Below are 21656 nucleotides of genomic sequence, written 5' to 3' on the forward strand. Positions count from 1 at the left end.
GTTTGAGTCGCGGCTCTCGACGCATTTCAACGCACGCGGTCAAATCCCGCCGTCACAAAAAATTCCAATTCAATAGTTTGCTATCGAATCTTTTGGAAATACAATACCGGCCATGTCGAATCTCGATACCTTGCGCCGGACAGTCAGCAGCACATTGGTCGTCGCAGCCCGAAAATGGCGGCGCACGACCCATGGCGTGCTGGCGGCCTTCAATGTCTCCGAGGCGTGCGCCACGCCGCTCCTGACCGCCAGCCGGCTCGGCGCGGCGGTGCGCCAGGTCACGCTCGCCAATCACATCGGCATCGAAGGGCCCTCGCTCGTGCGGCTGCTCGATCAACTGTGCGCCGCGGGTCTGATGCGCCGCGACGAAGACCCCGAAGACCGGCGCGCGAACACGGTCGTGCTCACCGAAGAAGGCCGCGCCGTCACCGCGAAAATGGAAGAGGAATTAGTCACGTTGCGCGCGCAAGCGTTGAAAGGCGTCTCGCGCAGCGATCTCGAAGCGACCTTGCGCGTGCTGGCCGCATTCACGGCCGACGCCGGCGAACGCGCCGATCAGAACAGGGAGCCCAGCGGCGATCCGGACAATGACAGACGCGGCCAACGCGTCTCGCGCGAACGGGCGCAGGCCGCCAGCCAACCCCGCAAAGCGGCCAAGGCGAACAAGTCAAACAAAGGCAAAGCAGACACCGCCGCGCCGCACGGCGCCGGCGATCCGGCGTAACGGTTTATGGTCTACCCTTCCCTTCGCGACTGGCTGTTTTCCGTCAAGACGTTTGCCGCGGCGATGATCGCGCTCTACATCGGCCTCGCGCTCGAACTGCCGCGTCCCTATTGGGCGATGGCGACCGTCTACATCGTGTCGAACCCGTTTGTCGGCGCGACCCGCTCCAAGGCGCTCTATCGCGCGCTCGGCACCATGCTCGGCGCCTCGGCGGCGGTGCTGCTCGTACCGCCCTTCGTCGAATCGCCGTATCTGTTCAGCGTGATCGTCGCGCTATGGACCGGCACGCTCCTGTATCTGGCGGTGTCCGACCGCACCGCGCGCAGCTATGTGTTCCTGCTGGCCGGCTATACGATGCCGATCATCGCGCTGCCCTCGGTGAACAATCCCGGCGGCGTGTTCGATCTCGCCGTCAGCCGTACCGAGGAGATCACGCTTGGCATCGTCTGCGCGAGCATAGTCGGCAGTGCACTGTTTCCAAGCCGGCTTGCGCCCACCATTATCGAGCGCACCGACGCGTGGTTTCGCGACGCCGCGTTCTATGCCACCGAAACGCTATCCGGGCGCATTGCCGGCTCGGCGATTTCAGGCGCCCGGCAGCGCATCGCGGCCACCATCAATGGTCTGGAATTGCTGCTGAGCCAGCTGGCCTACGATCACACGCGGCCCGACGTGCTGGCGCGCACGCATGAACTGCGCGGCCGCATGGAGTTGCTGCTGCCGATCATGTCGTCGCTCGCCGATCCGCTGATCGCGCTCTACAACAGCGGCCGCCAGACATGGCCCGAGGGTCTGGAAAAACTGCTCGCCGATGTCATCAAATGGTTCGAGGAGCCGATGCCCACCGTGAGCGCGGGCTATCACCCCGACCCGACGGCCGACGCCTTGCGCGAGCGCATCGCGGCGATGCAGCCGCCGCCGTCCGCGCTCGCGAGCTGGGACGCCGCGCTGCTCTCGAACGCGCTGTGGCGGATGAAACAGGTGATCGACGTCTGGCAGGACTGCCGCTCGCTGCGCATCATCATCACGCGCGAAGAAGGCTCGTGGCGTCCGCGCTTCCGTCATTGGCGGCTGGGCGGCACCGAGCGCTTCTACGATCGCGGCATCATGCTGTTCTCGACCGGCTCGGCCGCGGCGGCCGTGATACTCGCATGCAGTTTGTGGATCGGCTCAGGCTGGAACGACGGTGCGAGCGCAGTCACGCTCGCAGCCGTGGCGTGCTGTTTCTTCGCCGCGCTCGACGAGCCCGCGCCGTTCGTGTTCCGCTTCTTCGTGGCAACCGCGATCAGCGTGGTGGCAGCGGGCGTCTATCTGTTCGTGGTGCTGCCGCACGTACACGACTTTCCCATGCTGGTGATCATGTTCGCCGCGCCGTTCATTTTCGTCGGCACGCTGATCCCGCGCCCGCAGTTCAACCTGGCCACGGTGCTGGTCGCGGTGAACACGGCCACCTTCATCAGCATTCAGGACGCGTACGACGCCAATTTTCTGGTGTTCATGAACAGCAATCTGGCGGGCCTCGCCGGCTTGCTCTACGCGTATCTGTGGACACGTGTGACGCGGCCGTTCGGCGCCGAACTCGCGGCGGCGCGTCTGTTGCGTTCGAGCTGGGCCGACGTGGCGCTGACGGCGTCCACCCGGCCGATCCACGATCCGCGCAATCTCGCCGCGCGCATGCTCGACCGCCTGATGCAGCTGATCCCGCGCCTCGCCGCGACCGACGACTATCGCCATCCGTCGATCGAAAGCTTTCGCGATCTGCGCATCGCCTTCAACGCGCTCGATCTGCGCCGCCTGACCCACAAGCTGGGCGGCGAAGCGCCGGCCGCGATCGATCACGTGCTCGACGACGTGCGTCAGTACTATGAAAGCTGCGTCAATCGCCGCAAGCGCGAGCCGGTGCCCGACAGTCTGATGTTGTCGATCGACGCCGCGGTGGCGCGCGTGACCGCACAGGGGCTCGCCAACGCCGCCGCGCCGAGCGCGACCTCGCAAACGTCGGCGCGCCGGTTGCGCGAAGCGCTGCACGCGCTGGTCGGCTTGCGTCTCTCGCTGTTTCCGGCCACGCTCATGGCGCCGACGCCGCCCGCACCGGAGGCCGCTGCCTGATGGACCCCGTCCCTCACCGTTCTCCAGTCCTCTCCACCCTTTTCCACTTCCCGCGATGATCGGCGAAATCGATATCTTCGGCGTGTTCGTGCCGGCCGTGCTCGTGCTGATGTTGATCGCGTATCTGATCAACCTGGTCATTCGCACGGTGCTCGCGCGCGTCGGCTTCTACCGCTTCGTCTGGCATCGCTCCATCTTCGATCTCGGCATCTATGTGCTGGTGCTGGGCCTTGTCGTTGTCGTTTCGCACAGACTAATAACGTGAAAAAAACCTGGTTCTCCGTCGGTCAAATTCTGCTGACCTTGATCGTCGTCGTCGCCGCGGCCCTCGTGCTGTGGAAACTGGTCGGCTACTACATGTTCGCGCCATGGACCCGCGACGGACATGTGCGCGCCGACGTGATCCAGGTCGCGCCGGATATCTCGGGGCTGATCTCGTCGGTCGAGGTGGTGGACAACCAGCAGGTCAAGCAAGGCCAGGTGCTGTTCGTCATCGATCAGGCCCGCTATACGCTCGCGCTGCGCCAGGCGCAGGCCACCGCGCAACAACGCCGCGCCACGCTCGATCAGGCACGCCGCGAAGATGCGCGTAACCGCAAGCTCGGCAACCTGGTCGCCGCGGAGGTCTCGGAAGAAAGCCGCTCGCGCGTCGAGCAAGGTGAAGCCGCGCTCGCCGATGCGAACGTGGCCATCGACACCGCGAAGCTGAATCTGCAACGCGCCACGATCATGAGTCCGGTCGACGGTTATCTGAACGACCGCGCGCCGCGCGTCGGCGAATATGTCGCGGCGGGGCGAGCGGTGGTTTCGGTGGTCGACATGCATTCGTTCCGCGTTGATGGGTATTTCGAGGAAACCAAGCTGGGTGGCATCGACATCGGCCAGCCAGTCGATATCACGGTGATGGGCGAGCCGACCGTGTTGCGCGGACACGTGCAGAGCATCGTCGCGGCGATCGAGGATCGTGATCGCACGCAAGGCTCGAATCTGCTGCCGAACGTGAACCCGGCGTTCAGTTGGGTGCGGCTTGCGCAACGGATTCCGGTGCGTGTCGCGCTCGACGAAGTGCCTGCGGATTTCCGCATGATCGCGGGACGCACCGCGACCGTCTCGGTGCGCGATCTGGCGCCTGGCGCGAAGAAGCGTCCGGCTGCGGCGGCCTCGGGTGCGGTGGCGGCGTCGGCTACGTCTGCCACGTCCGCTGTTCCGTCTGGCTCGGGCGCACAACCGGCGTCGGCTGCGGCCATTTCGGGCGCCTCGCAATGAAGCTGTCGCGCGCCCTGCCCTTATTGCCGTTGCTGCCGCTGTTGCCGTTGGCGGTTGCGCTGAACGGCTGCATGAACGTCGGTCCGAACTACTCGCTGCCGCAACAGGCGATCGTCAACGCACCGCTCGCCAATGCGCCGATCGAAGGCGCCGACACGCCCCTGACGACGCGTCAGAACGTTCCGCCCGTGTGGTGGAAGCTATACGACGATCCGGTGCTGAACGGACTTGTCGACGAAGCGCTGCAATCGAACACCGACTTGCGCGTCGCCGCGGCAAATCTCGCGCGCTCGCGTGAAGCGCTGGGCGTCGCGCAGGCACAAGGCGGATTTTCCGGCAAGAGTTCGGTGCTGATCGAACGCGCGCAGGAATCCGCCGAGCAATACCTGCTCACCGAGAAACTGCCGGTCTTCAATGAAGGCGACATCGGTATCAGCGTCTCGTATGAAATCGATCTGTTCGGCAAGCTGCGGCGCGGCGTGGAAGCGGCGCAAGCGGACACCGAGTCGGTGCAGGCCGCCGGCGAACTCGCGCGCATCACCGTGGTGGCCGACGTGGTGCGCTCTTACGTCGAGCAATGTTCGGCCGCCGAGGAACTCAGGATCGCGCAACAGTCGCTGGCCTTGCAGAAACAGCGTGTGGACGTATCGCGCCGTCTGCGCGACGCAGGTCGCGGTAATCAGCCGGACGTGACGCGCGGGCAGACCCAGGTCGATACGTTGTCGGCGGATATTCCGCGCTATACGGCGCGCCGCAAGATCGCGCAGTACCGGCTCGCAGCGCTGCTCGCGCGCGCGCCGTCCGACCTGCCGCCGGCCGTGCTCGCTTGCGACAGGCTGCCGCAAATCCGTCAGCCGATTCCGGTCGGCGACGGCGCCGCGCTGCTCAAGCGCCGCCCGGATGTGCGCGAGGCCGAGCGGCAACTGGCGGCATCCACGGCGCGTATCGGCGTCGCCACCGGGGCGCTGTATCCGACAGTGAGCATCGGTGCGTCGGCGGGTTTGACCGGCATTCTCGAAGACCTCGGCACGTCGCCCACGGCTCGCTGGGGCTTCGGTCCGCTGATCAGCTGGACCTTCCCCGCAAACGGCGCGCGCGGCCGTGTGCGTGAAGCGCAGGCGTCGAGCCAGGTGGCGTTGGCGAAATTTGACGGCGTCGTGCTGACCGCGCTGCGCGAAACGGAAACCAGTCTCGCGACCTATGCGTCGGATTACGCCCGCGCCGACGCGCTGCGTGCGGCGGTCAAGTCGGCGAGCGAGTCGGCGGATGAAACGCACCGGCTGTATCTCGCGGGGCGTGAGTCGTTCATTTCGGATCTGGATGCGACGCGCACGCTCACGTCGACCAAGTCGCAAGCGGCGGCGGCGGACGGCCAGGTGGCCATCGATCAGGTCAACCTGTTCCTCGCGCTGGGTGGCGGGTGGGAAGTTGATCCGCAGAACGCGACCGGCGGCGGCTCAAAGCCGACGGTTACGGTGCCGGTCAAGGCAACACCGACGGCTGCCGCGAAAGCGCCTTAAGTCACTCAACTCCGAGACCTTACGAATTATTTTTATTAGCTTTCTTTTGTCTTTCATTTAAGGTTAAATACATGTCACCAACCAATGATTACGGGGACATGTATGTTGCAATTCATGAAAAACGTCGCCACGCTCGGCGGCTGCATCGGCATTTTTACGGCGGTCGTCGCTGTGGTGGAACTGCTGGCAGGTTGAGCACGCGCGGCTGGCTCTCCGTTAGCGCGCAACACGTCGGCGGCATTACGCGGGGCGGCGCTTTGCCGCCGCCTGGTGAATGGCCGCCCGTACCCGTGGATACGTGCCGCAACGGCACACGATGTGCGACATCGCCGTGTCGATGTCGGCGTCGGTGGGTTTGGGATTGTGCTTGAGCAACGCGCAGGCCGCCATCAGTTGCGCGCTCTGGCAATAGCCGCACTGCACCACGTCGAGATCGATCCATGCGGCCTTCAATGCTTGTGCTTCGGGGCCCTGCAATCCTTCAATGGTCGTGATCTTCTGCGTGTGCAGGGTCGACATGAGCGTCTGACACGCGAAGCACGGGTCGCCATCCACATGGATCGTGCACGCGCCGCAAATACCCACGCCGCAGCCGAACTTGGTGCCGGTCATGCCGAGTTCGCAACGCAGCACCCACAGAAGCGGCATATCCGGCTCGGCTTGCACCGCCACCGCCCGGCCGTTGATGTTCAGCGATCCCATCAGCTGTCTCCTTCGTCCTGAGTCCCTGAGTTTTTAATTCGGTGTGCTTCACGCGAGCTTCAACGGCAGCGAGCGCAAACGCTGGCCGGTCAGCCTGAACACCGCATTGGCCACCGCCGGCGCGACCGGCGGCACACCCGCCTCGCCCACGCCTTGCGGATGCATCTGGCTCGGCATGATGTCCGTATCGATCACCGGACAATCGTCGATCCGCACCACCGGAAAATCCAGAAAGTTTTTCTGCTGCACCTGGCCGTCGATGAGCGTGATCTCGTCCTGCAACGCGGTGGAAAGACCGAAGACGACTGCGCTCTCCATCTGCTGACGGATCAGATTCGGATTCACCGGCACGCCGCAATCGATCACGCAGACCACCCTATGCACGCGAATCTTCTTACCAGGCCCGATCGACACCTCCGCGACCTGCGCAACCACGCTGCCGAACGCCTCGTGCAGCGCGACGCCACGCGCGCGCGGCGCGCCGTCGGCGGCGTGCGTCAACGGATGCTCCCAGCCCGACAGAGCCGCGACGCGCTTTAACACCGCCAGATGCCGCGGATGCTGCGCGAGCAGCGCGGCGCGAAACGCAATCGGATCCTTGTTGGTCGCCACCGCGAGTTCGTCGGTAAAGCCCTCGGTGAAAAACGCCTGGTGCGAGTGGCCTACCGACCGCCAGAACCCGACCGGCACCGGCAATTCGACGATCTTGTGCGCGACGCGCGCGGCGGGCCATTCGTAGGGCTGATCGAACGCGCCTTCGCAAGTGGTCTTGTCGATGAGAAGGCGCGGCGCGCCGTAGTAGCGGGCGAGCGCTTCCGGCACGATCGCCTGACTCGCCGACGTGGCCTGCCACGCCACCAGCTTGCCGTCATTATCGAAACCGGCCTTCAGCCGCGACGTGCACGCCGGACGATAGAAGTCATGCGTGAAATCCTGGGCCCGCGACCAGAGGGTTTGCACTGGACGACCGCCGCCCTCGCGCGCAATCGCCGCGGCCTGAGCGATGAAATCGAGTTCCAGACGCCGCCCGAACGCACCGCCGAGCAGGAGCGTTTGCACGTCGACCTTGTCGGCGTCGAGGTCCAGCACTTTCGCCACGTGATGCCGCGCGAGCGCGGGCATTTGCGTGGAGACCCAAACCGTGGCCGCGCCGTCCGCGACCTGCACAGTGCAGTTGAGCGGTTCGACCGCGCCATGCGCGAGATACGGCGCGCGATACTCCGCGCTGACGGTGCGCGCCGCGCGGCTCATGGCGGCATCGATGTCGCCCAGATGGTAGTACGCGTGGCCGTCGCTGTCGTCGAGTGCTTGCGCGAGGCGGCGGTCCACGTCCGCGTTCGAGAGCTTCGCCGCCGGGCCGTCATGCCAATCCACGTCGATAGCGGTGACCGCGTTCATCGCGCGAAACGGGTTGTCCGCGATCACCGCGACGCCGCCGGTTCCGCCGTTGTACGGCGCGACGGCGAACGCCTTGATGAAGCCCGGCATTTTGCTGGCGGCCGTTGCGTCGAACTTTGCCACCGAACCGCCCAGCGTCGGACACATCTCGACGCTCGCATAGAGCAGGCCGTCCGGCAGCGCGTCGATGCCGAAGCGCGCGGTGCCGTTGATCTTCGATGCCGCTTCGATACGGCGCAGCGGCTTGCCGATCAGCTTGAAGTCGGCGGGATCTTTCAGCGCCACCTTGCGCGGCAGCGCCTGCTGCGCGGCCATCGACGACAATTCGCCGAAGCTCGCCTTATGCCCCGAAGGATGCAGCACCTGACCGCCTTCAGCGCGGCATTCACCGGCCGGCACTTTCCATTGCGCCGCCGCTGCGCCGATCAGCATGGCGCGGGCCGAGGCGCCGGCTTCGCGCATCGGCGTCCACAGATCGTTGATGCTCGATGAGCCGCCCGTCATCATCGTGCCGGCCTCGCGCACCAGCTTGCGGGTCATCCAGACAGTGGCGCGCTTGATGGTGCTGTCGCTATCGGGGCGAAACGGCAAGTCGTCGATGATGTTCTGCACGCTGTTGTAGATCTTGTCGATGGGCGAGTCTTCGACCCGCACCCGCGACCAGTCGGCGTCCAGCTCTTCGGCGAGCAGCATCGCGAGGCCGGTGTGGATGCCCTGCCCCATTTCCGCCTTGCACATCACGATCGTCACGCTGTTGTCGGCGGCGATCTTGACCCAGCCGTTCAGCGCCACTTGCGAGCCTTGCGCCGGCAGCGGCATGGAGGTGGTCAAACGCTGCCCCGGCGGCAACACCGACCAGCCGACCAGCAACGCACCGACAGCGCCGGCGCCGCCGAGCAGAAAGGTTCTGCGTTTCAACATGGCATGGTTCGATCAGCTTGCACGATGGCTCAGAAGCTGTGAAAGCGCGGGTCGGCGCCTGGCGTTGTTCCTCGGAATAGTAATAAGACGGGGGAGTGGATGTGGGACTTAAATGTGGCTTTTTAAGGCCGGGGGGCTTGGGGCGGGGGGTGGGGCGGATGACGGGAATGGGGGCAAGTCGTGGGGTGTTTCATTAAATGGAGTGGGCGATGAGATGCGCCGGCCTCGCGCCGCGGCACCTCCCCGCGTTTCACCTCACCGCCGGTTCGACCCCGACACCACATCGATCCACACGGCCAGCACGAGAATGCTGCCCTTCACGATCATCTGCCAATACGCGTCGACGTCGAGCATCGACATGCCGTTGTCGAGGCTGGCCATTACGAGTGCGCCAATCAGCGCGCCGTACACCGTGCCGGAACCGCCGCGCATCGAGGTTCCACCGATAAAGCACGCGGCAATCGCATCGAGCTCGCCCATCGATCCCGCCGAAGGTGAACCCGCGGCCAGTCGCGCCGTATTGACGATTCCGCCGAATGCGCACATCAACCCCATCAGCGCGAAGATCGCCAGTTTCACGCGGTTGGTGTTGACGCCGGAAAGCCGGGTCGCTTCGAGGTTCGAACCGACCGCGTAGATACGTCGGCCGAACACGGTCTGCGTGGCGATCCACGTGAAGATACCCAACAGCGCGAGCAGTAACAGAACCGGCACCGGAATACCGCCGTATCGATCGAGCGTGGCGACGAAGCCCGCGAGAATGACACCCGCGCCGACCACCTTGACCACGTCCTGCCAGAACGGCACGACGCGCAATTGATAGCGCTCGCGGTTACGCCGCTGCCGTATCGTCAGAAACGCCAACAGCAGAAACAGCACCACCGCGAGCGTATCGCCCGCGAGCCGCGGCAAATAACCTTGGCCGACGAACACGAAACTGTCCGACACCGGCGCGATCGTCGAACCGCCTGTCACGCCGAGCAAAATGCCCCGATACGCGAGCATGCCGCCGAGTCCGACAATGAACGACGGCACGCGCCGGTAAGTCGACCACCATCCGTTGAACATGCCCACTAGCACGCCGAGCAGCATCACCACGGGCAACGTGACGCCGATTGGCCAGTGACGGTTGACGTCGAGTATCGCCGCCACGCCGCCGAGCAAACCGAGCAACGATCCCACCGACAGGTCGATCTCGCCGGCGATGATCACAAACACCATGCCGCACGCCAGCATGCCGGTAATCGACATCTGCCGCAGCAGATTCGACAGATTGCGCGGCGTGACGAACGCGCCGTGCGTGAGCACCGAAAAGAAAATCCAGATCGCGGCCACGGCGATCAGCAACGCGAGAATCTTGTAGCGCGCGAACAGTTGCTGAATGCGCTGCGGACCGCCGAATGCGCCTCGCGGCGCGGCTTCGTCGGCGCGTTGGGAAGTAACGTCGGGCGTCATGCGGCACTCGCTGCGGTTGGGTTCGGGGATCGCTGCACGGGACGGATCGCGGCGCTGAGAATGTCCTCCTGCGTGAGGCCGTCGTTGACGAAATCGCCTCGCAACTCGCCTTCACCGATCACCAGCACGCGATCGCTAATGCCGAGCACTTCGGGCAATTCGGAGGACACCATCACGATCGACATGCCGCGCTGCGCCAGTTGAAAAATCAGCTTGTAGATTTCGAACTTCGCGCCGACGTCGACGCCGCGCGTGGGTTCGTCGAGAATCAGGACTTTCGGATCGGTCAGCAACATGCGCGTGAGCACGGCCTTTTGCTGATTGCCGCCCGACAGACTCGCAATCGACAACATGGGATGCGCGGCGCGCACCGAGAGCCGCTTCATCTCGGTGTGAATCGTATCGAGTTCCGCTGCGGAGTCGATCCGCCCACCCGAAGCAAAGCGCTGCAACACCGCCAGTGTGATGTTGTGGCCGACGCTCAGCCCCGGCACGATGCCGTGGCGTTTGCGATCTTCCGGCACCATGCCGATGCCCGCGCGAATCGCGTCAACGGGTGCGCGAATCTTGAGCGGCTTGCCGTCCATTACGACGGTCGCCTCGCTCGCGCCGGGATACGCGCCGAAGATCGCCTGCATCAATTCCGTACGCCCCGCGCCGACGAGTCCGGCCACACCGAGAATCTCTCCATGCCGCAGTGAGAACGACACATCGTTCACCCGCTTGCGACGCGGATTGGTCACGTCGAAACAGGTGACGTGGCGCGCTTCGAAGATCACGTCGCCAATCGGATGCGGCTCGCGCGGAAACAGGTTCTTGATTTCGCGGCCCACCATCAATGAAATAATGCGGTCGGTGGTGAGCGCGTGCATCGGCTCGGTCGCGACATGACGGCCGTCGCGAATCACGCTGATCGTGTCGCACACGGCCGCCACTTCATCGAGCTTGTGAGAGATGTATACGCAAGCCACGCCGCGCCGCTTCAGATCGCGCACGATGTCGAGCAGAATGCGGATCTCCGAAGAGGTCAATGAAGAAGAGGGTTCGTCGAGAATCAGCAGCTTGGCGCGCTTGTTCAGCGCCTTCGCGATCTCGATCAACTGCTGATGGCCGCCGCCATAGTTCATCACTGGCTGCGCGGCATTGATTCCGCTGATGCCGAGCTCGCGCAGCAATTCGTCGGCGCGCTGATACATTGCGGCGTAATTCATGCGGCCGCCGGGCAGCGTGATTTCATTGCCGAGAAAGATGTTCTCCGCCACCGACAACTCCGGCACCAGCATCAACTCCTGGTGAATGATGATGATGCCGGCGCGTTCGGTGTCGCGCACGCTGGCGGCTTTCAGCGGCTCGCCTTCCCAGGTGATTTCGCCGTCCCATGTGCCCCACGGATATACGCCGGACAGCACTTTCATCAGCGTCGATTTGCCCGCGCCGTTCTCGCCGCACAGGCCCACGCACTCGCCCGGCGCGACCGTGAGGTCGATGCTGTCGAGCGCCTTCACGCCGGAAAACGCCTTGACGATGCCACGCATCGTCATGAGAGCTTGCGTCATTCGCTATGCCTCGCTGCAAGGCGCGCAGCGGCGCCGATACGCATGACACGCATCGAGGTCCGCCGCGCACACGTTACGCTCATTGGCTCGCGAGCTGGGCCTGGGTATAGAAGCCGTCCTTGACGACTACATCGACATTGCTCTTGGTGAGCAACGTGGGTTGCAGGAGCACCGTGTCGACCTTCTTCTTGCCGTTGTCGTATTGCGCGTTATAGGCGGGCTTGTCACCCTTCGCCAACGCCACGGAGAGCTTGGCGGCTTCGCCGGCAATCAGTTTCAGCGGTTTGTAGACGGTCATGGTCTGCGTGCCGGCAATCACGCGCTTCACGGCCGCGAGGTCCGCGTCCTGGCCCGACACCGGCACCTTGCCCGCCATGTGTTGCGCGGCGAGCGCCTGGATCGCGCCACCCGCGGTGCCGTCATTCGACGCGACGATCGCGTCGATCTTGTTGTTATTCGCCGTCAGCGCATCTTCAACAATGCGCAGCGCCGTGGAAGCGCTCCATTCCGGCACCCACTGCTGACCGACCACTTTGATGTCGCCCTTGTCCATGGCGGGCTTCAGTACCTTGAGCTGGCCTTCGCGCAGCATCTTGGCGTTGTTGTCGGTCGGCGCGCCGCCTAGCAGGAAGTAGTTGCCCTTCGGCTGCGCGTTGTAGACGCCTTGCGCCTGCAATTCGCCGACCTTTTCGTTGTCGAACGAGATATAGGCGTCCACGTCCGCATCGAGGATCAGGCGGTCATACGAGACGACCTTGATGCCCGCTTTCTTCGCTTCGGCGACTACATTGCCGAGCGTCTTCGAATTGAACGGCACGATCACGATGACATCGACTCCTCGCGAGATCAGATTTTCGATCTGGGAGATCTGCCGCTCTTCGCTCGCATCGGCCGATTGCACCGACACCTTCGCGCCGAGTTTTTCTGCTGCGGCGACGAAATAGTCACGATCGCGCGACCAGCGCTCGACGCGCAGGTCGTCGATACAGAAGCCAATTTCCGGATGATCCTTGCTTGCATGCGCGAGCGGCGCGGCAAGCGACAGGCTGGCGAGCACCGCTCCACATACGAGCGAACTCAATACGGTACGACGCGTTGCGAATTTCATCTCTGTCTCCTTCTTCTGATAGCCGGAATACCGGATTGGACGGTCTGCGCTGCGAGCCGCGAGACCGGACAAGCGACAACCCAAAGCTTCCTGTTTCGCGCGGTCGACGTGGCCGCGCGATTTTTTGTGTGATGTGGCTACTTTCTGATGCGTTGCTTCCTGGGACGTTGATCAGCGTCCGCTGTAAATTGCCTGGTTCACGATGTTTTCCATCAGCTCCTGATGGCCGCTGGCGTGCTGCGGATTCAGACCGCGCGCCAGCGCATCCGCCGCCAGCGTGGAGAGCGAATAGTCACCGGAAAGAATCTTGCGGCCGAACTCCGCATCCCAGCCCGCGTAGCGTTGACGTTTGAACTGATCGAGACGGTCGTTTTCGATCAGCACTGCCGCGCGCTCGACAGCGACCGCGAGGTTATCGATCGCGCCGATGTGGCCGTAGAACAGGTCTTCCGGATCGACACTTTGGCGCCGCACTTTCGAATCGAAGTTCATGCCACCGGTCGTGAAGCCGCCGTGTTTGAGAATTTCGTAGAAGGCGAGCGTCAGTTCTTCCACACTATTTGGGAACTGGTCCGTATCCCAGCCGTTTTGCGGATCGCCGCGATTCGCGTCGACGCTGCCGAAAATACCCAGCGCGTAAGCCGTGGCGATCTCGTGATGAAACGAATGCCCCGCGAGCGTCGCATGATTGGCCTCGATGTTGACCCGAATCTCTTTCTCTAGTCCGTGTTGCAACAGGAAGCCGTGGACGGTCGCAACGTCGTAATCGTATTGATGCTTGGTTGGTTCCTGCGGTTTAGGTTCGATCAGCAGCGCGCCTTTGAATCCAATCTTGTGCGCGTGGTCGACGACCAGATGCAGAAAGCGGGCGAGTTGATCGCGTTCACGCACGAGATCCGTATTGAGCAGCGTGTCGTAACCTTCGCGTCCGCCCCACAATACATAGTTATCGCCGCCAAGGCGCTGCGTCGCGTCGAGCGCGTGGCGCACCTGCGTTGCCGCAAACGCGAACACCTCCGGATCGGGGCTGGTCGCCGCACCGGCCGCGTAACGTGGATGCGAGAACAGGTTGGCCGTGCCCCACAACAGCTTGACGCCGGTGCTCTCCTGCTTGTGCGCCAGATAGTCGGAGATGCGCAGGAAGTTTTCGCTGTATTCCTTCAAGCTCGCGCCTTCTGGCGAGACGTCGGTATCGTGGAACGTGTAGTACGGCGTGCCAAGCTTCGAGAAGAACTCGAACGCAGAATCCGCCTTTTGTTGCGCCCGCTCCATCGCGTCGCCGGCTTGCTGCCAGGGACGCCGAAACGTTCCCTGCCCGAAAATATCCACGCCCGGCCAGACGAACGTATGCCAGTAGCACACGGCAACGCGCAGATGTTCTTCGAGAGTCTTGCCGAGCACCTTTTTGCTTTTATCGTAGTGGCGGTACGCAAGCGGGTTATCCGACTGAGGGCCTTCGTAGCGGATCTCGGGAATGTGTTCGAAGTAAGACATCAGCGTCTCCAGTTTATGGTGCACCGCAACTCGTGCGACGTCGCCGCGCCGAGTGACAAGGTGACGCCATGCTGCCGCTTGCCAGTTGCATCGGCAATTGCGAAATTGCGCAGCGTGCTTGATGTTTCTTACCGCCCGCGATTTTGTTTCGCACCGGCGCGCGATTCGGAGCCTAGAATAACCAGACGCTTAAAACCGGTGCCGTTCAAATTAAGCATCCACCAGGAGACGAAGGCGTGACGGGTCATTGGCCCGCGCGCCGCTCACCGCCATGACCCGTCCGCAAACACCACAGACGACCCATCGGATCGCGCTGCTGTTCAACGCGAACAAGGTCTATGACCGCGAGATCATCACCGGCATCGGCAACTACCTGCTGTCCACGCGCGTGGCGTGGGACCTGTTCCTCGAAGAAGATTTTCGCTGCCGGCTGACGGGCATCGAACGCTTCGACGGCGACGGCATCATCGCGGATTTCGACGATCCTGCCGTGGGCGAAGCGCTGCGCGATTGTCCGTTGCCGGTGGTCGCCGTGGGTTCGTCGTTCGAAGATCCGGCGCACTATCCTCCGGATTTACCCTATATCGCCACCGACAACAGCAAGCTCGTCTCGCTCGCCTATACGCATCTGATCGGCGCGGGTCTCGAGCACTTCGCGTTGTACAGCCTGCCGCAAGCGCAGGAGAACCGCTGGGCGCAACAGCGCGAACTTGCGTTCGCGCATTTGCGCAGCGCGGACGGACATAGCGACGCGCAGATCGACAGCGAGATGTATCGCGGCCTTTCGACCAGCGCGCCCTCATGGAACCAGGCGATCGAACAGCTCACTGCGTGGCTGCGGGATTTGCCGAAGCCGGTCGGCGTCATCGCCGTGACCGATGCGCGTGCGCGGCATCTGCTCCAGGCATGTTTGATCGCCGGCATTCCCGTTCCTGAAGAAGTCGCGATCATCGGCATCGACAACGATCCGCTGACGCGCACGTTGACGCGTATTCCGCTCTCTTCAGTGATTCAGGGTACTGAGGAAATGGGCCGCACCGCCGCTCACCTTTTGCATCAGATGCTACATGGTGCGCGTTTTCCGGGGCGGCGCATTCTGGTGCCGCCGGTCGGCATCAACGTGCTCGAATCGACAAAGCATCAACCGCTTGCGAGTCCGTATGTGATGCGGGCGCGGCACTTCATCCGTCAGTACGCGTGCCAAGGCATTCGCACGGAACAGGTTGCCGACTATGTGGGCGTGTCGCGCTCGTCGCTCGAAGAGTACTTTCGGCGCGAACGGCAGTGCACGGTGCATCAGGAAATCCTGCGCCATAAACTCGATGTCGCGAAAGCACTGCTGGCCAAACGCGATGCGTCGAGCGCGGAAGTGGCTATCCGTTGCGGCTTTACGTCGCTGCAATACATGTACGCGGTGTTTCGCCGGGAACTCGGCTGTACGCCGCGCGAATACCAGGAGCGGGTGAATTCGACGCCGGCGCCAGGCTGAGCATGCCTATTCTCTTTTTTCCCACTGACGACATGATCAGCATCGCACAACTTTCTTCTGAGCCGTGGGGTACTTTGCGCGGCGGCGATTCCGTCCGACTCTTCACGCTGCGTAACGCGCACGGTATGAAAGTCGCCATCAGCGATCTGGGCGCGACGCTGGTCTCTTGGCATGCGCCGGATCGCGCCGGCGTGCTTGGCGATATCCTGCTCGGCCACGACACGCCCGCTGAATATGTGGCGGCCACCACTTACATGGGCGGACTGATAGGCCGCTGGGCGAACCGTATTGCCGATGCGCGCTTCACGCTCGACGGCATCGAATACGCGCTCGACCGCAATGAAGGCGCGAACCTGCTGCATGGCGGCACGGTGGGGTTTCATCGCGCGCTGTGGGACGTGAGCGAGGACAACGGCGCGTTGCTCATGCGGCTGGAGTCACCCGAAGGCGACGCCGGTTTTCCCGGCAACGTGACCACGCAAGTGCGCTACTCGCTCGACGACGACGGCACGCTGACCATCGCCTATGAAGCGATCACGGATGCCGCGACGCCGCTCAATCTGACGAGCCACCCGTACTTCAATCTCACGGGCCGGCCGGGCGCCGACATTCGCGGCCACGTGTTGTCGATCGATGCCGACCGGTTCTTTGAAGTCGATGCCGCCATGATTCCGCGCAAACTGGCCGAGGTGGCCGGCAATGCGTTCGATTTCCGGCAAAGCGCGCCGATCGGCGCGCGACTGGACTGGCCGCACGCGCAGTTGGCCACGGCCGGCGGTTTCGATCATTGCTACGTGCTGCGCGATGCACCCGACGCCGGGACAAACGGCACCACGGCTCCGATGCGTCAGGTTGCCTGCGCCTACGATCCCGGCAGCGGACGCGAATTGACCGTGTCGACCGATCAACGCGGCTTACAGTTTTATAGCGGCAACTGGTTAAAGGGCGACATTGGACGCGGCGGCATTGCGTATCAAGCGCATGCCGGCTTGTGTCTTGAAGCGGGCGGCTTTCCGAACCAGGTCAATACGGCTGAGCAGGACGAGGTGATCGTGCGAGCCGGCAGCAAGTATCGCCAGGTGACCGCGTATCGTGTCGATGTACGCCAAGGCGTGTGAGGCGGTTCTTCGTATATTACGGTCGAGATTACATCAAGCCGACTTATTGTTTGTAGCAACACTGAATTACCGTATCAGTGGTTTCCCCTGGACCGCACCCTTCCTAAAATCCGTGCATGGCGCCGAAGATTGCTGCGGCGCCCAATAAATTATTCTCGGAGGGAGTGATCATGAAATCGCTTATCAAAGCCGTGGCGCTGGTTGTGGTGTTCGCGGCGCCGGTGGCATCGTTCGCACAATCCGAGCAACCGCTCACGCGCGCCGAGGTCAAGGCGCAATTGAAGCAGATCGAACAGGCCGGCTATAACCCCGCGGTCGCAACCGACTCCACTTACCCCGCTGACATTCAAGCGGCCGAAGCACGTGTTGCCGCGCAGAACAGTGGCGCGACGGGATATGGTCCGTCCAGCGCTGGCTCGTCGGAAACCGGGTCCGACGTTCCCGCTGGCAATCCGTATCTGCAAGGTCAGTAGTACGCCTGCCACTCATTTGCCTGTTCGTGCGCCGCAGGTTCGCTTGCCAGCGCGCGACGGCTTATAGCGCTCGCTTATTCATTCCTCTTAGCTTCGCTGTGCGCTTGCGCTGCCGCTGGCAGCGTCACGTCTCTTTCGTCTTATCCCGCCGCATAAAAATATCGATACCATCGAAGCGCGACGAGGCAAACGCCCTGACCACCACGACACCAACGATACTCAAAACAATCACCACCGCCGGAATCTCAAACAAAGTCATATCCACGACAAACCTCCTCCTAAACCAGGAGCAGCCGCGCCGCGCCATCACTTCGTCACGGCCACACCTCACACTCCCAGTTTAAGAAGGCATACCAGAGCCGCCAAACGAGCGTTTTTCATCGATATGTGAGAAATACTCGCAGTAGCGCCAAAACACGGCGCGACCGCTCTCTCAATGCCGCTCGGGAAACCTCAACCTCGAATGATTCCGGCCATAAGAAATATAAATAGTCATCCCGATCACTAGCCACACAACAAGCCGCACCCACGTGACGAGCGGCAGCCCCGCCATCAGCAACAGGCAAAACAGAATCCCCAGAATCGGTACGACCGGTACGCCAGGAACCCTGAAAGGACGTGAAGCTTCCGAGTCACTGCGTCGCAAATAAATCACAGCGCCGCACACCAGAATGAAAGCGAACAGAGTGCCGATACTAACCATCTCCCCCAACACGCTGATCGGTGTAAGCGCCGCCACGATCGCGACGACCGACCCAATCAGAATCTGGCTCAAATGAGGCGTCTGAAGACGCGGATGAACTCGCGCGAAAAGAGGCGGTAACAAACCATCCGTCGACATCGTGAAGAAGATGCGGCTCTGCCCGTACAACAGCACGAGGATCACGGTAGTCAGTCCTGTCAGCGCGCCAATCTTGATCAGAATCGAGAACCAGTTCAGGCCAATTGCATCCACCCCCTTGGCGATCGGATCAGGAACATTCAGCTCAGCATAAGGTACGAGCCCGGTGAGCACCCCCGCGACGAGGATGTACAGAATAGTGCAAATGATCAGCGACCCCAGAATGCCGATCGGCATGTCCCGTTGCGGTTTCTTCGCTTCCTGTGCAGCGGTGGAGACCGCATCGAAACCAATGAATGCGAAGAACACCACGGCCGAGCCACGCAAAATCCCGCTCATGCCGAAGTTTCCGAACTCACCAGTATTCGCGGGAATAAACGGATGCCAGTTCGCGGGCTTGATGAAAAACACGCCGAGTGCGATAAAAGCCACCACCACGGTCAGCTTGACCGCCACCATGACGTTGTTCAGCCGCGCCGATTCCTTCGTACCGAGCACGAGCATGGTGGTAAGAATGGCGATGATCACTATCGCGGGCAGGTTGACGATGCCCGTCGCGGTGGTGCCATCGGCTAGCTTGATGACGGTGCCGGGCGCGGTGGCCAGAACGGGCGGGATATTGATCCCCACGTTATGCAGCAAGCTCACGATATAACCGGACCATCCGACCGCGACCGTGGCGGCGCCCATCGCGTATTCGAGGATCAAGTCCCAGCCGATGATCCACGCGAAAATTTCACCGAGCGTGGCATACGTATAGGTGTAACTGCTGCCGCATACGGGCAACATCGCGGCCAGTTCCGAATAGCAGAGGCCGACGAACGCGCACGCAATGCCACCGAGTACGAACGACAGAACGATGCTCGGGCCGGCGAATTGCGCTGCGGCAGTGCCGGTCAGAACGAAGATACCGGCGCCGATGATGGCGCCGATGCCCATCGCCGTGATACTGGTGGCGCCGAGTGACTTCGATAGTGCGTGGCCTTCTTCCGCGTCGGCGCTTCCCACAATATCGGCGACGGATTTTCGTGCCATGTAGCTCGTATCAGCCATGATGAGTCGTCCCGTTCAAATGGTATTGGGCACGAGCCGACTCGGTTCGCTTCGGCTCGCGGAGCACGACAAAAACATCTGTTACTGAAGACTAACGGCGTAAGGTAAAGGGAAATAGCAAATTCAGTGTATTCCCAATTAAAAGCAAAGTGAATATTTGATTCTCTCTCGCTCGCTGACGAAGCTTTCGCTCCCGTTCTTAGGTAATCCTCAAATCTCCACCCGCGCCCCCAACTCGATCACTCGATTGGCCGGCAGCTTCAGATAAGCCGCAACGTTGCCCACGTTGTGCAACATGACCGAGAATAAACGCTCTCGCCACATCGCCATGCCGCTATCACGAGTAGGCACCAGGGTCGCACGGCTAAGGAAGTAAGAAGTCTCCGTCGGCTCGAATGTCAAACCATACGACTTGCAAATCTCAAGCGCTCTCGGCAGGTCGACCTCATCCATGAAACCATACGTGATTGTCACCTGGTAGCAATCCGAGTCTAGCGGATGCACACTCACGCGCTCGCTCGCAGGCACCCACGGTATCTCCTCGTTGTTCACCGTCACGAAAACAACGCGTTTGTGCAGCACGCGGTTATGCATCAGGTTGTTGATCAACGAATGCGGCACGCCGTCAGGATCGGGCGACAGAAAGATCGCGGTGCCACCGCATCGCATCGGCGAGCCGGCCAGAAGCGTGGCCAGATAGGGCTTGAGCGGCGTCGCCCCGGCTCTCACGCGCGCTTCGGCGCGCATCATTTCCCAGCCTCGTCCCCAGGTGGCCATGATCGTGTAGATGATCAGCCCGACCAGAAGCGGGAACCAGCCGCCCTGCATGAGCTTCAGCAGGTTGGCGGAGAAGAACGCTGCGTCGATCACGAAGAAGAAGCCGGTCGCGAACACGCATAGCAGCCAGTTGTAGTGCCACGCATAGCGAATGACGAAGAACGTCAGGATGGTGGTGATCAGCATCGTGCCGGTGACGGCGATACCATACGCGGAGCCGAGCGCCGTGGATGAACCGAAGCCGAGCACAGCGGCCACCACTGCAGCCAATAACGTCCAATTGATGCCTGGCACGTAGATTTGCCCCATCTCTCTTTCCGACGTATAGACGACGTTCATGCGCGGCAGAAAGCCGAGTTGCATCGCCTGCTTCGTCATCGAATACGTACCCGAGATAACGGCCTGCGACGCGATCACGGTCGCGACCGTCGACAGCACGATCATCGGATACAGCGCCCATTGCGGAAACAGTCTGTAGAACGGATTTTGCAGCGCGCCGGGATCGGCAAGCAGCAACGCGCCTTGCCCCAGATAGTTCAGCGCGAGCGCGGGAAACACGAGGCCGAACCACGTCAGCCGGATCGGCCTCGCGCCGAAATGTCCCATATCGGCATACAACGCTTCGGCGCCGGTCAACGACAAAACGACCGCACCCAGCGCAACGAACGCCAACCACCGATGATGCAGGCAGAACGCCAGCCCCGTGAGCGGATTAAGCGCAACGAGAATCGCGGGCGCTCGCATCATGTTGATGACGCCCACGACGGCAAGCACGATGAACCAGAGCACCATCACCGGTCCGAACACAATGCCTATACCGGCCGTGCCGCGCTTCTGCATCAGGAACAGCGTGACCAACGCAACCAGCGTCACGGGAATCACGCAGGTCTTGAGAAACGGCGCGGCGACTTCGAGCCCTTCGACCGCGCTCAGCACCGAGATCGCCGGCGTGATCACGCTGTCGCCGTAAAAGAGCGCCGCACCCATGATGCCGACGCCCAGCAACGTATGGCGCAATCGCGGGCGCGCAACAACGGACGATGCAGCCAACGCCAGCAGCGCCATAATCCCGCCCTCGCCGTGATTGTTCGCGCGCAGAATCAACGTGACGTATTTGAGCGAGACGACGACGATCAGAGACCAGACGATCAGCGACACGATGCCGACCACATTCATCGCGTTGAGCGATAGTCCGTTGACCGGATCGAATACCGTCTGCAGCGTGTACAGCGGGCTGGTGCCGATGTCGCCATACACCACACCCAATGCGACAAGCGCGAGTGCAGGCGTCGCCGGCCGGTGATGCCCGCGCCCGCCGGAATGGCCCACATCGGGCGCGGCGGATACTGACTGGCTCATGTCTCACTCCAGTTTCGCGTTCTCGCGGTGCAACATAGGGCATAGGCCAGTGCACGTGCGGAACCGATTCATGCTTTTATCAGGCCTCGTTTTTTGAGGAGTCGCCTGCGTCCCACGCAACAGTCAGCATCGCGGAAGCAACTTTCGTACGAGGAACGCGCGTCCCATTGCTCTGATGCCGAACACGCATTCGTATGTTCTGATGTTTTGCGTACCTGTCGTCCGCGAACGCGACCTGTCTCTTTTCTGAAGGACGGTGTGCCACTAATTCAACATATACCATCGGCCGTTTG

The 21656-nt window shown here is 62.2% G+C and carries 17 protein-coding genes; 8 read left to right on the plus strand and 9 right to left on the minus strand.

What is annotated here, in order from left to right:
• Positions 1-112 precede the first annotated feature (112 nt).
• From RI103_RS31425 to RI103_RS31445, 5 genes are read left to right on the plus strand one after another with little or no spacing between them, the layout of a single operon-like run.
• Positions 113-724: a MarR family transcriptional regulator gene (locus tag RI103_RS31425; protein WP_310816587.1), complete on the plus strand. Its 612-nt coding sequence runs from the start codon at positions 113-115 to the stop codon at positions 722-724.
• A gap of 6 nt (positions 725-730) precedes the next feature.
• Positions 731-2833 carry an FUSC family protein gene (locus RI103_RS31430; protein ID WP_310816588.1) on the plus strand — a complete coding sequence of 701 codons (2103 nt, stop codon included), beginning with the start codon at positions 731-733 and terminating at the stop codon, positions 2831-2833.
• Positions 2834-2888: 55 nt separating this feature from the next.
• Positions 2889-3098, plus strand: a complete 210-nt coding sequence (locus RI103_RS31435; RefSeq protein ID WP_120348982.1) for a DUF1656 domain-containing protein — start codon at positions 2889-2891, stop codon at positions 3096-3098.
• Positions 3095-4099 carry an HlyD family secretion protein gene (locus tag RI103_RS31440; RefSeq protein WP_310816589.1) on the plus strand — a complete coding sequence of 335 codons (1005 nt, stop codon included), beginning with the start codon at positions 3095-3097 and terminating at the stop codon, positions 4097-4099. The genes RI103_RS31435 and RI103_RS31440 overlap by 4 nt, the downstream gene beginning before the upstream one ends.
• The gene (locus RI103_RS31445) at positions 4096-5619 is read left to right on the plus strand and encodes an efflux transporter outer membrane subunit (protein WP_310816591.1); all 1524 of its coding nucleotides are present in this window, start codon (positions 4096-4098) and stop codon (positions 5617-5619) included. Before RI103_RS31440 ends, RI103_RS31445 begins: the two co-directional genes overlap by 4 nt.
• Positions 5620-5859: 240 nt before the next feature.
• Here RI103_RS31445 and RI103_RS31450 read toward each other — a convergent pair whose 3' ends face one another.
• The 6 genes from RI103_RS31450 to xylA all read right to left on the minus strand — a co-directional run bounded on the left by RI103_RS31450 (position 5860) and on the right by xylA (position 14253).
• Positions 5860-6321, minus strand: a complete 462-nt coding sequence (locus tag RI103_RS31450) for a 2Fe-2S iron-sulfur cluster-binding protein (RefSeq protein ID WP_310816593.1) — start codon at positions 6319-6321, stop codon at positions 5860-5862.
• Positions 6322-6369: 48 nt separating this feature from the next.
• A complete protein-coding gene (locus RI103_RS31455) occupies positions 6370-8640 on the minus strand; it encodes a xanthine dehydrogenase family protein molybdopterin-binding subunit (RefSeq protein WP_310816595.1) in 2271 nt (756 codons plus the stop codon).
• A gap of 255 nt (positions 8641-8895) precedes the next feature.
• Positions 8896-10095 carry an ABC transporter permease subunit gene (locus tag RI103_RS31460; protein WP_310816597.1) on the minus strand — a complete coding sequence of 400 codons (1200 nt, stop codon included), beginning with the start codon at positions 10093-10095 and terminating at the stop codon, positions 8896-8898.
• Entirely contained in the window at positions 10092-11651 is a 1560-nt protein-coding gene (gene xylG, locus RI103_RS31465) for a D-xylose ABC transporter ATP-binding protein (protein ID WP_310816598.1), read from the minus strand. The genes RI103_RS31460 and xylG overlap by 4 nt, the downstream gene beginning before the upstream one ends.
• Before the next feature lie 79 nt (positions 11652-11730).
• Positions 11731-12759 carry a D-xylose ABC transporter substrate-binding protein gene (xylF, locus tag RI103_RS31470; RefSeq protein ID WP_310816599.1) on the minus strand — a complete coding sequence of 343 codons (1029 nt, stop codon included), beginning with the start codon at positions 12757-12759 and terminating at the stop codon, positions 11731-11733.
• Between the two features lie 171 nt (positions 12760-12930).
• Complete coding sequence (gene xylA, locus RI103_RS31475; RefSeq protein WP_310816600.1) at positions 12931-14253, minus strand: xylose isomerase; 1323 nt, start codon at positions 14251-14253, stop codon at positions 12931-12933.
• A gap of 271 nt (positions 14254-14524) precedes the next feature.
• On the opposite strand from xylA, the gene RI103_RS31480 reads away from it, so the two are divergent.
• From RI103_RS31480 to RI103_RS31490, 3 genes are all read left to right on the plus strand, one after another.
• Positions 14525-15742: a DNA-binding transcriptional regulator gene (locus RI103_RS31480; RefSeq protein ID WP_310816601.1), complete on the plus strand. Its 1218-nt coding sequence runs from the start codon at positions 14525-14527 to the stop codon at positions 15740-15742.
• 32 nt (positions 15743-15774) lie between these two features.
• On the plus strand, positions 15775-16860 hold the full coding sequence (locus tag RI103_RS31485; protein WP_310818624.1) for an aldose epimerase family protein: 1086 nt from the start codon (positions 15775-15777) through the stop codon (positions 16858-16860).
• Between the two features lie 170 nt (positions 16861-17030).
• Positions 17031-17333, plus strand: coding sequence for a DUF4148 domain-containing protein (locus RI103_RS31490; RefSeq protein WP_310816602.1), 303 nt, complete (start codon positions 17031-17033; stop codon positions 17331-17333).
• Between the two features lie 124 nt (positions 17334-17457).
• Here the strand turns inward: RI103_RS31490 and RI103_RS31495 are convergent, their stop codons facing one another.
• The 3 genes from RI103_RS31495 to RI103_RS31505 form a co-directional block, all read right to left on the minus strand.
• The gene (locus RI103_RS31495) at positions 17458-17598 is read right to left on the minus strand and encodes a hypothetical protein (protein WP_310816603.1); all 141 of its coding nucleotides are present in this window, start codon (positions 17596-17598) and stop codon (positions 17458-17460) included.
• Between the two features lie 168 nt (positions 17599-17766).
• A complete protein-coding gene (locus tag RI103_RS31500; RefSeq protein ID WP_310816604.1) occupies positions 17767-19227 on the minus strand; it encodes an amino acid permease in 1461 nt (486 codons plus the stop codon).
• A 210-nt stretch (positions 19228-19437) separates the two neighbouring features.
• Positions 19438-21363 (minus strand): potassium transporter Kup, encoded by a 1926-nt coding sequence (locus RI103_RS31505; RefSeq protein WP_310816605.1) that lies wholly within the window; start codon positions 21361-21363, stop codon positions 19438-19440.
• Between the last annotated feature and the right edge of the window lie 293 nt (positions 21364-21656).

This window comes from Paraburkholderia sp. FT54, from assembly GCF_031585635.1.
Taxonomy (GTDB): Bacteria; Pseudomonadota; Gammaproteobacteria; order Burkholderiales; family Burkholderiaceae; genus Paraburkholderia.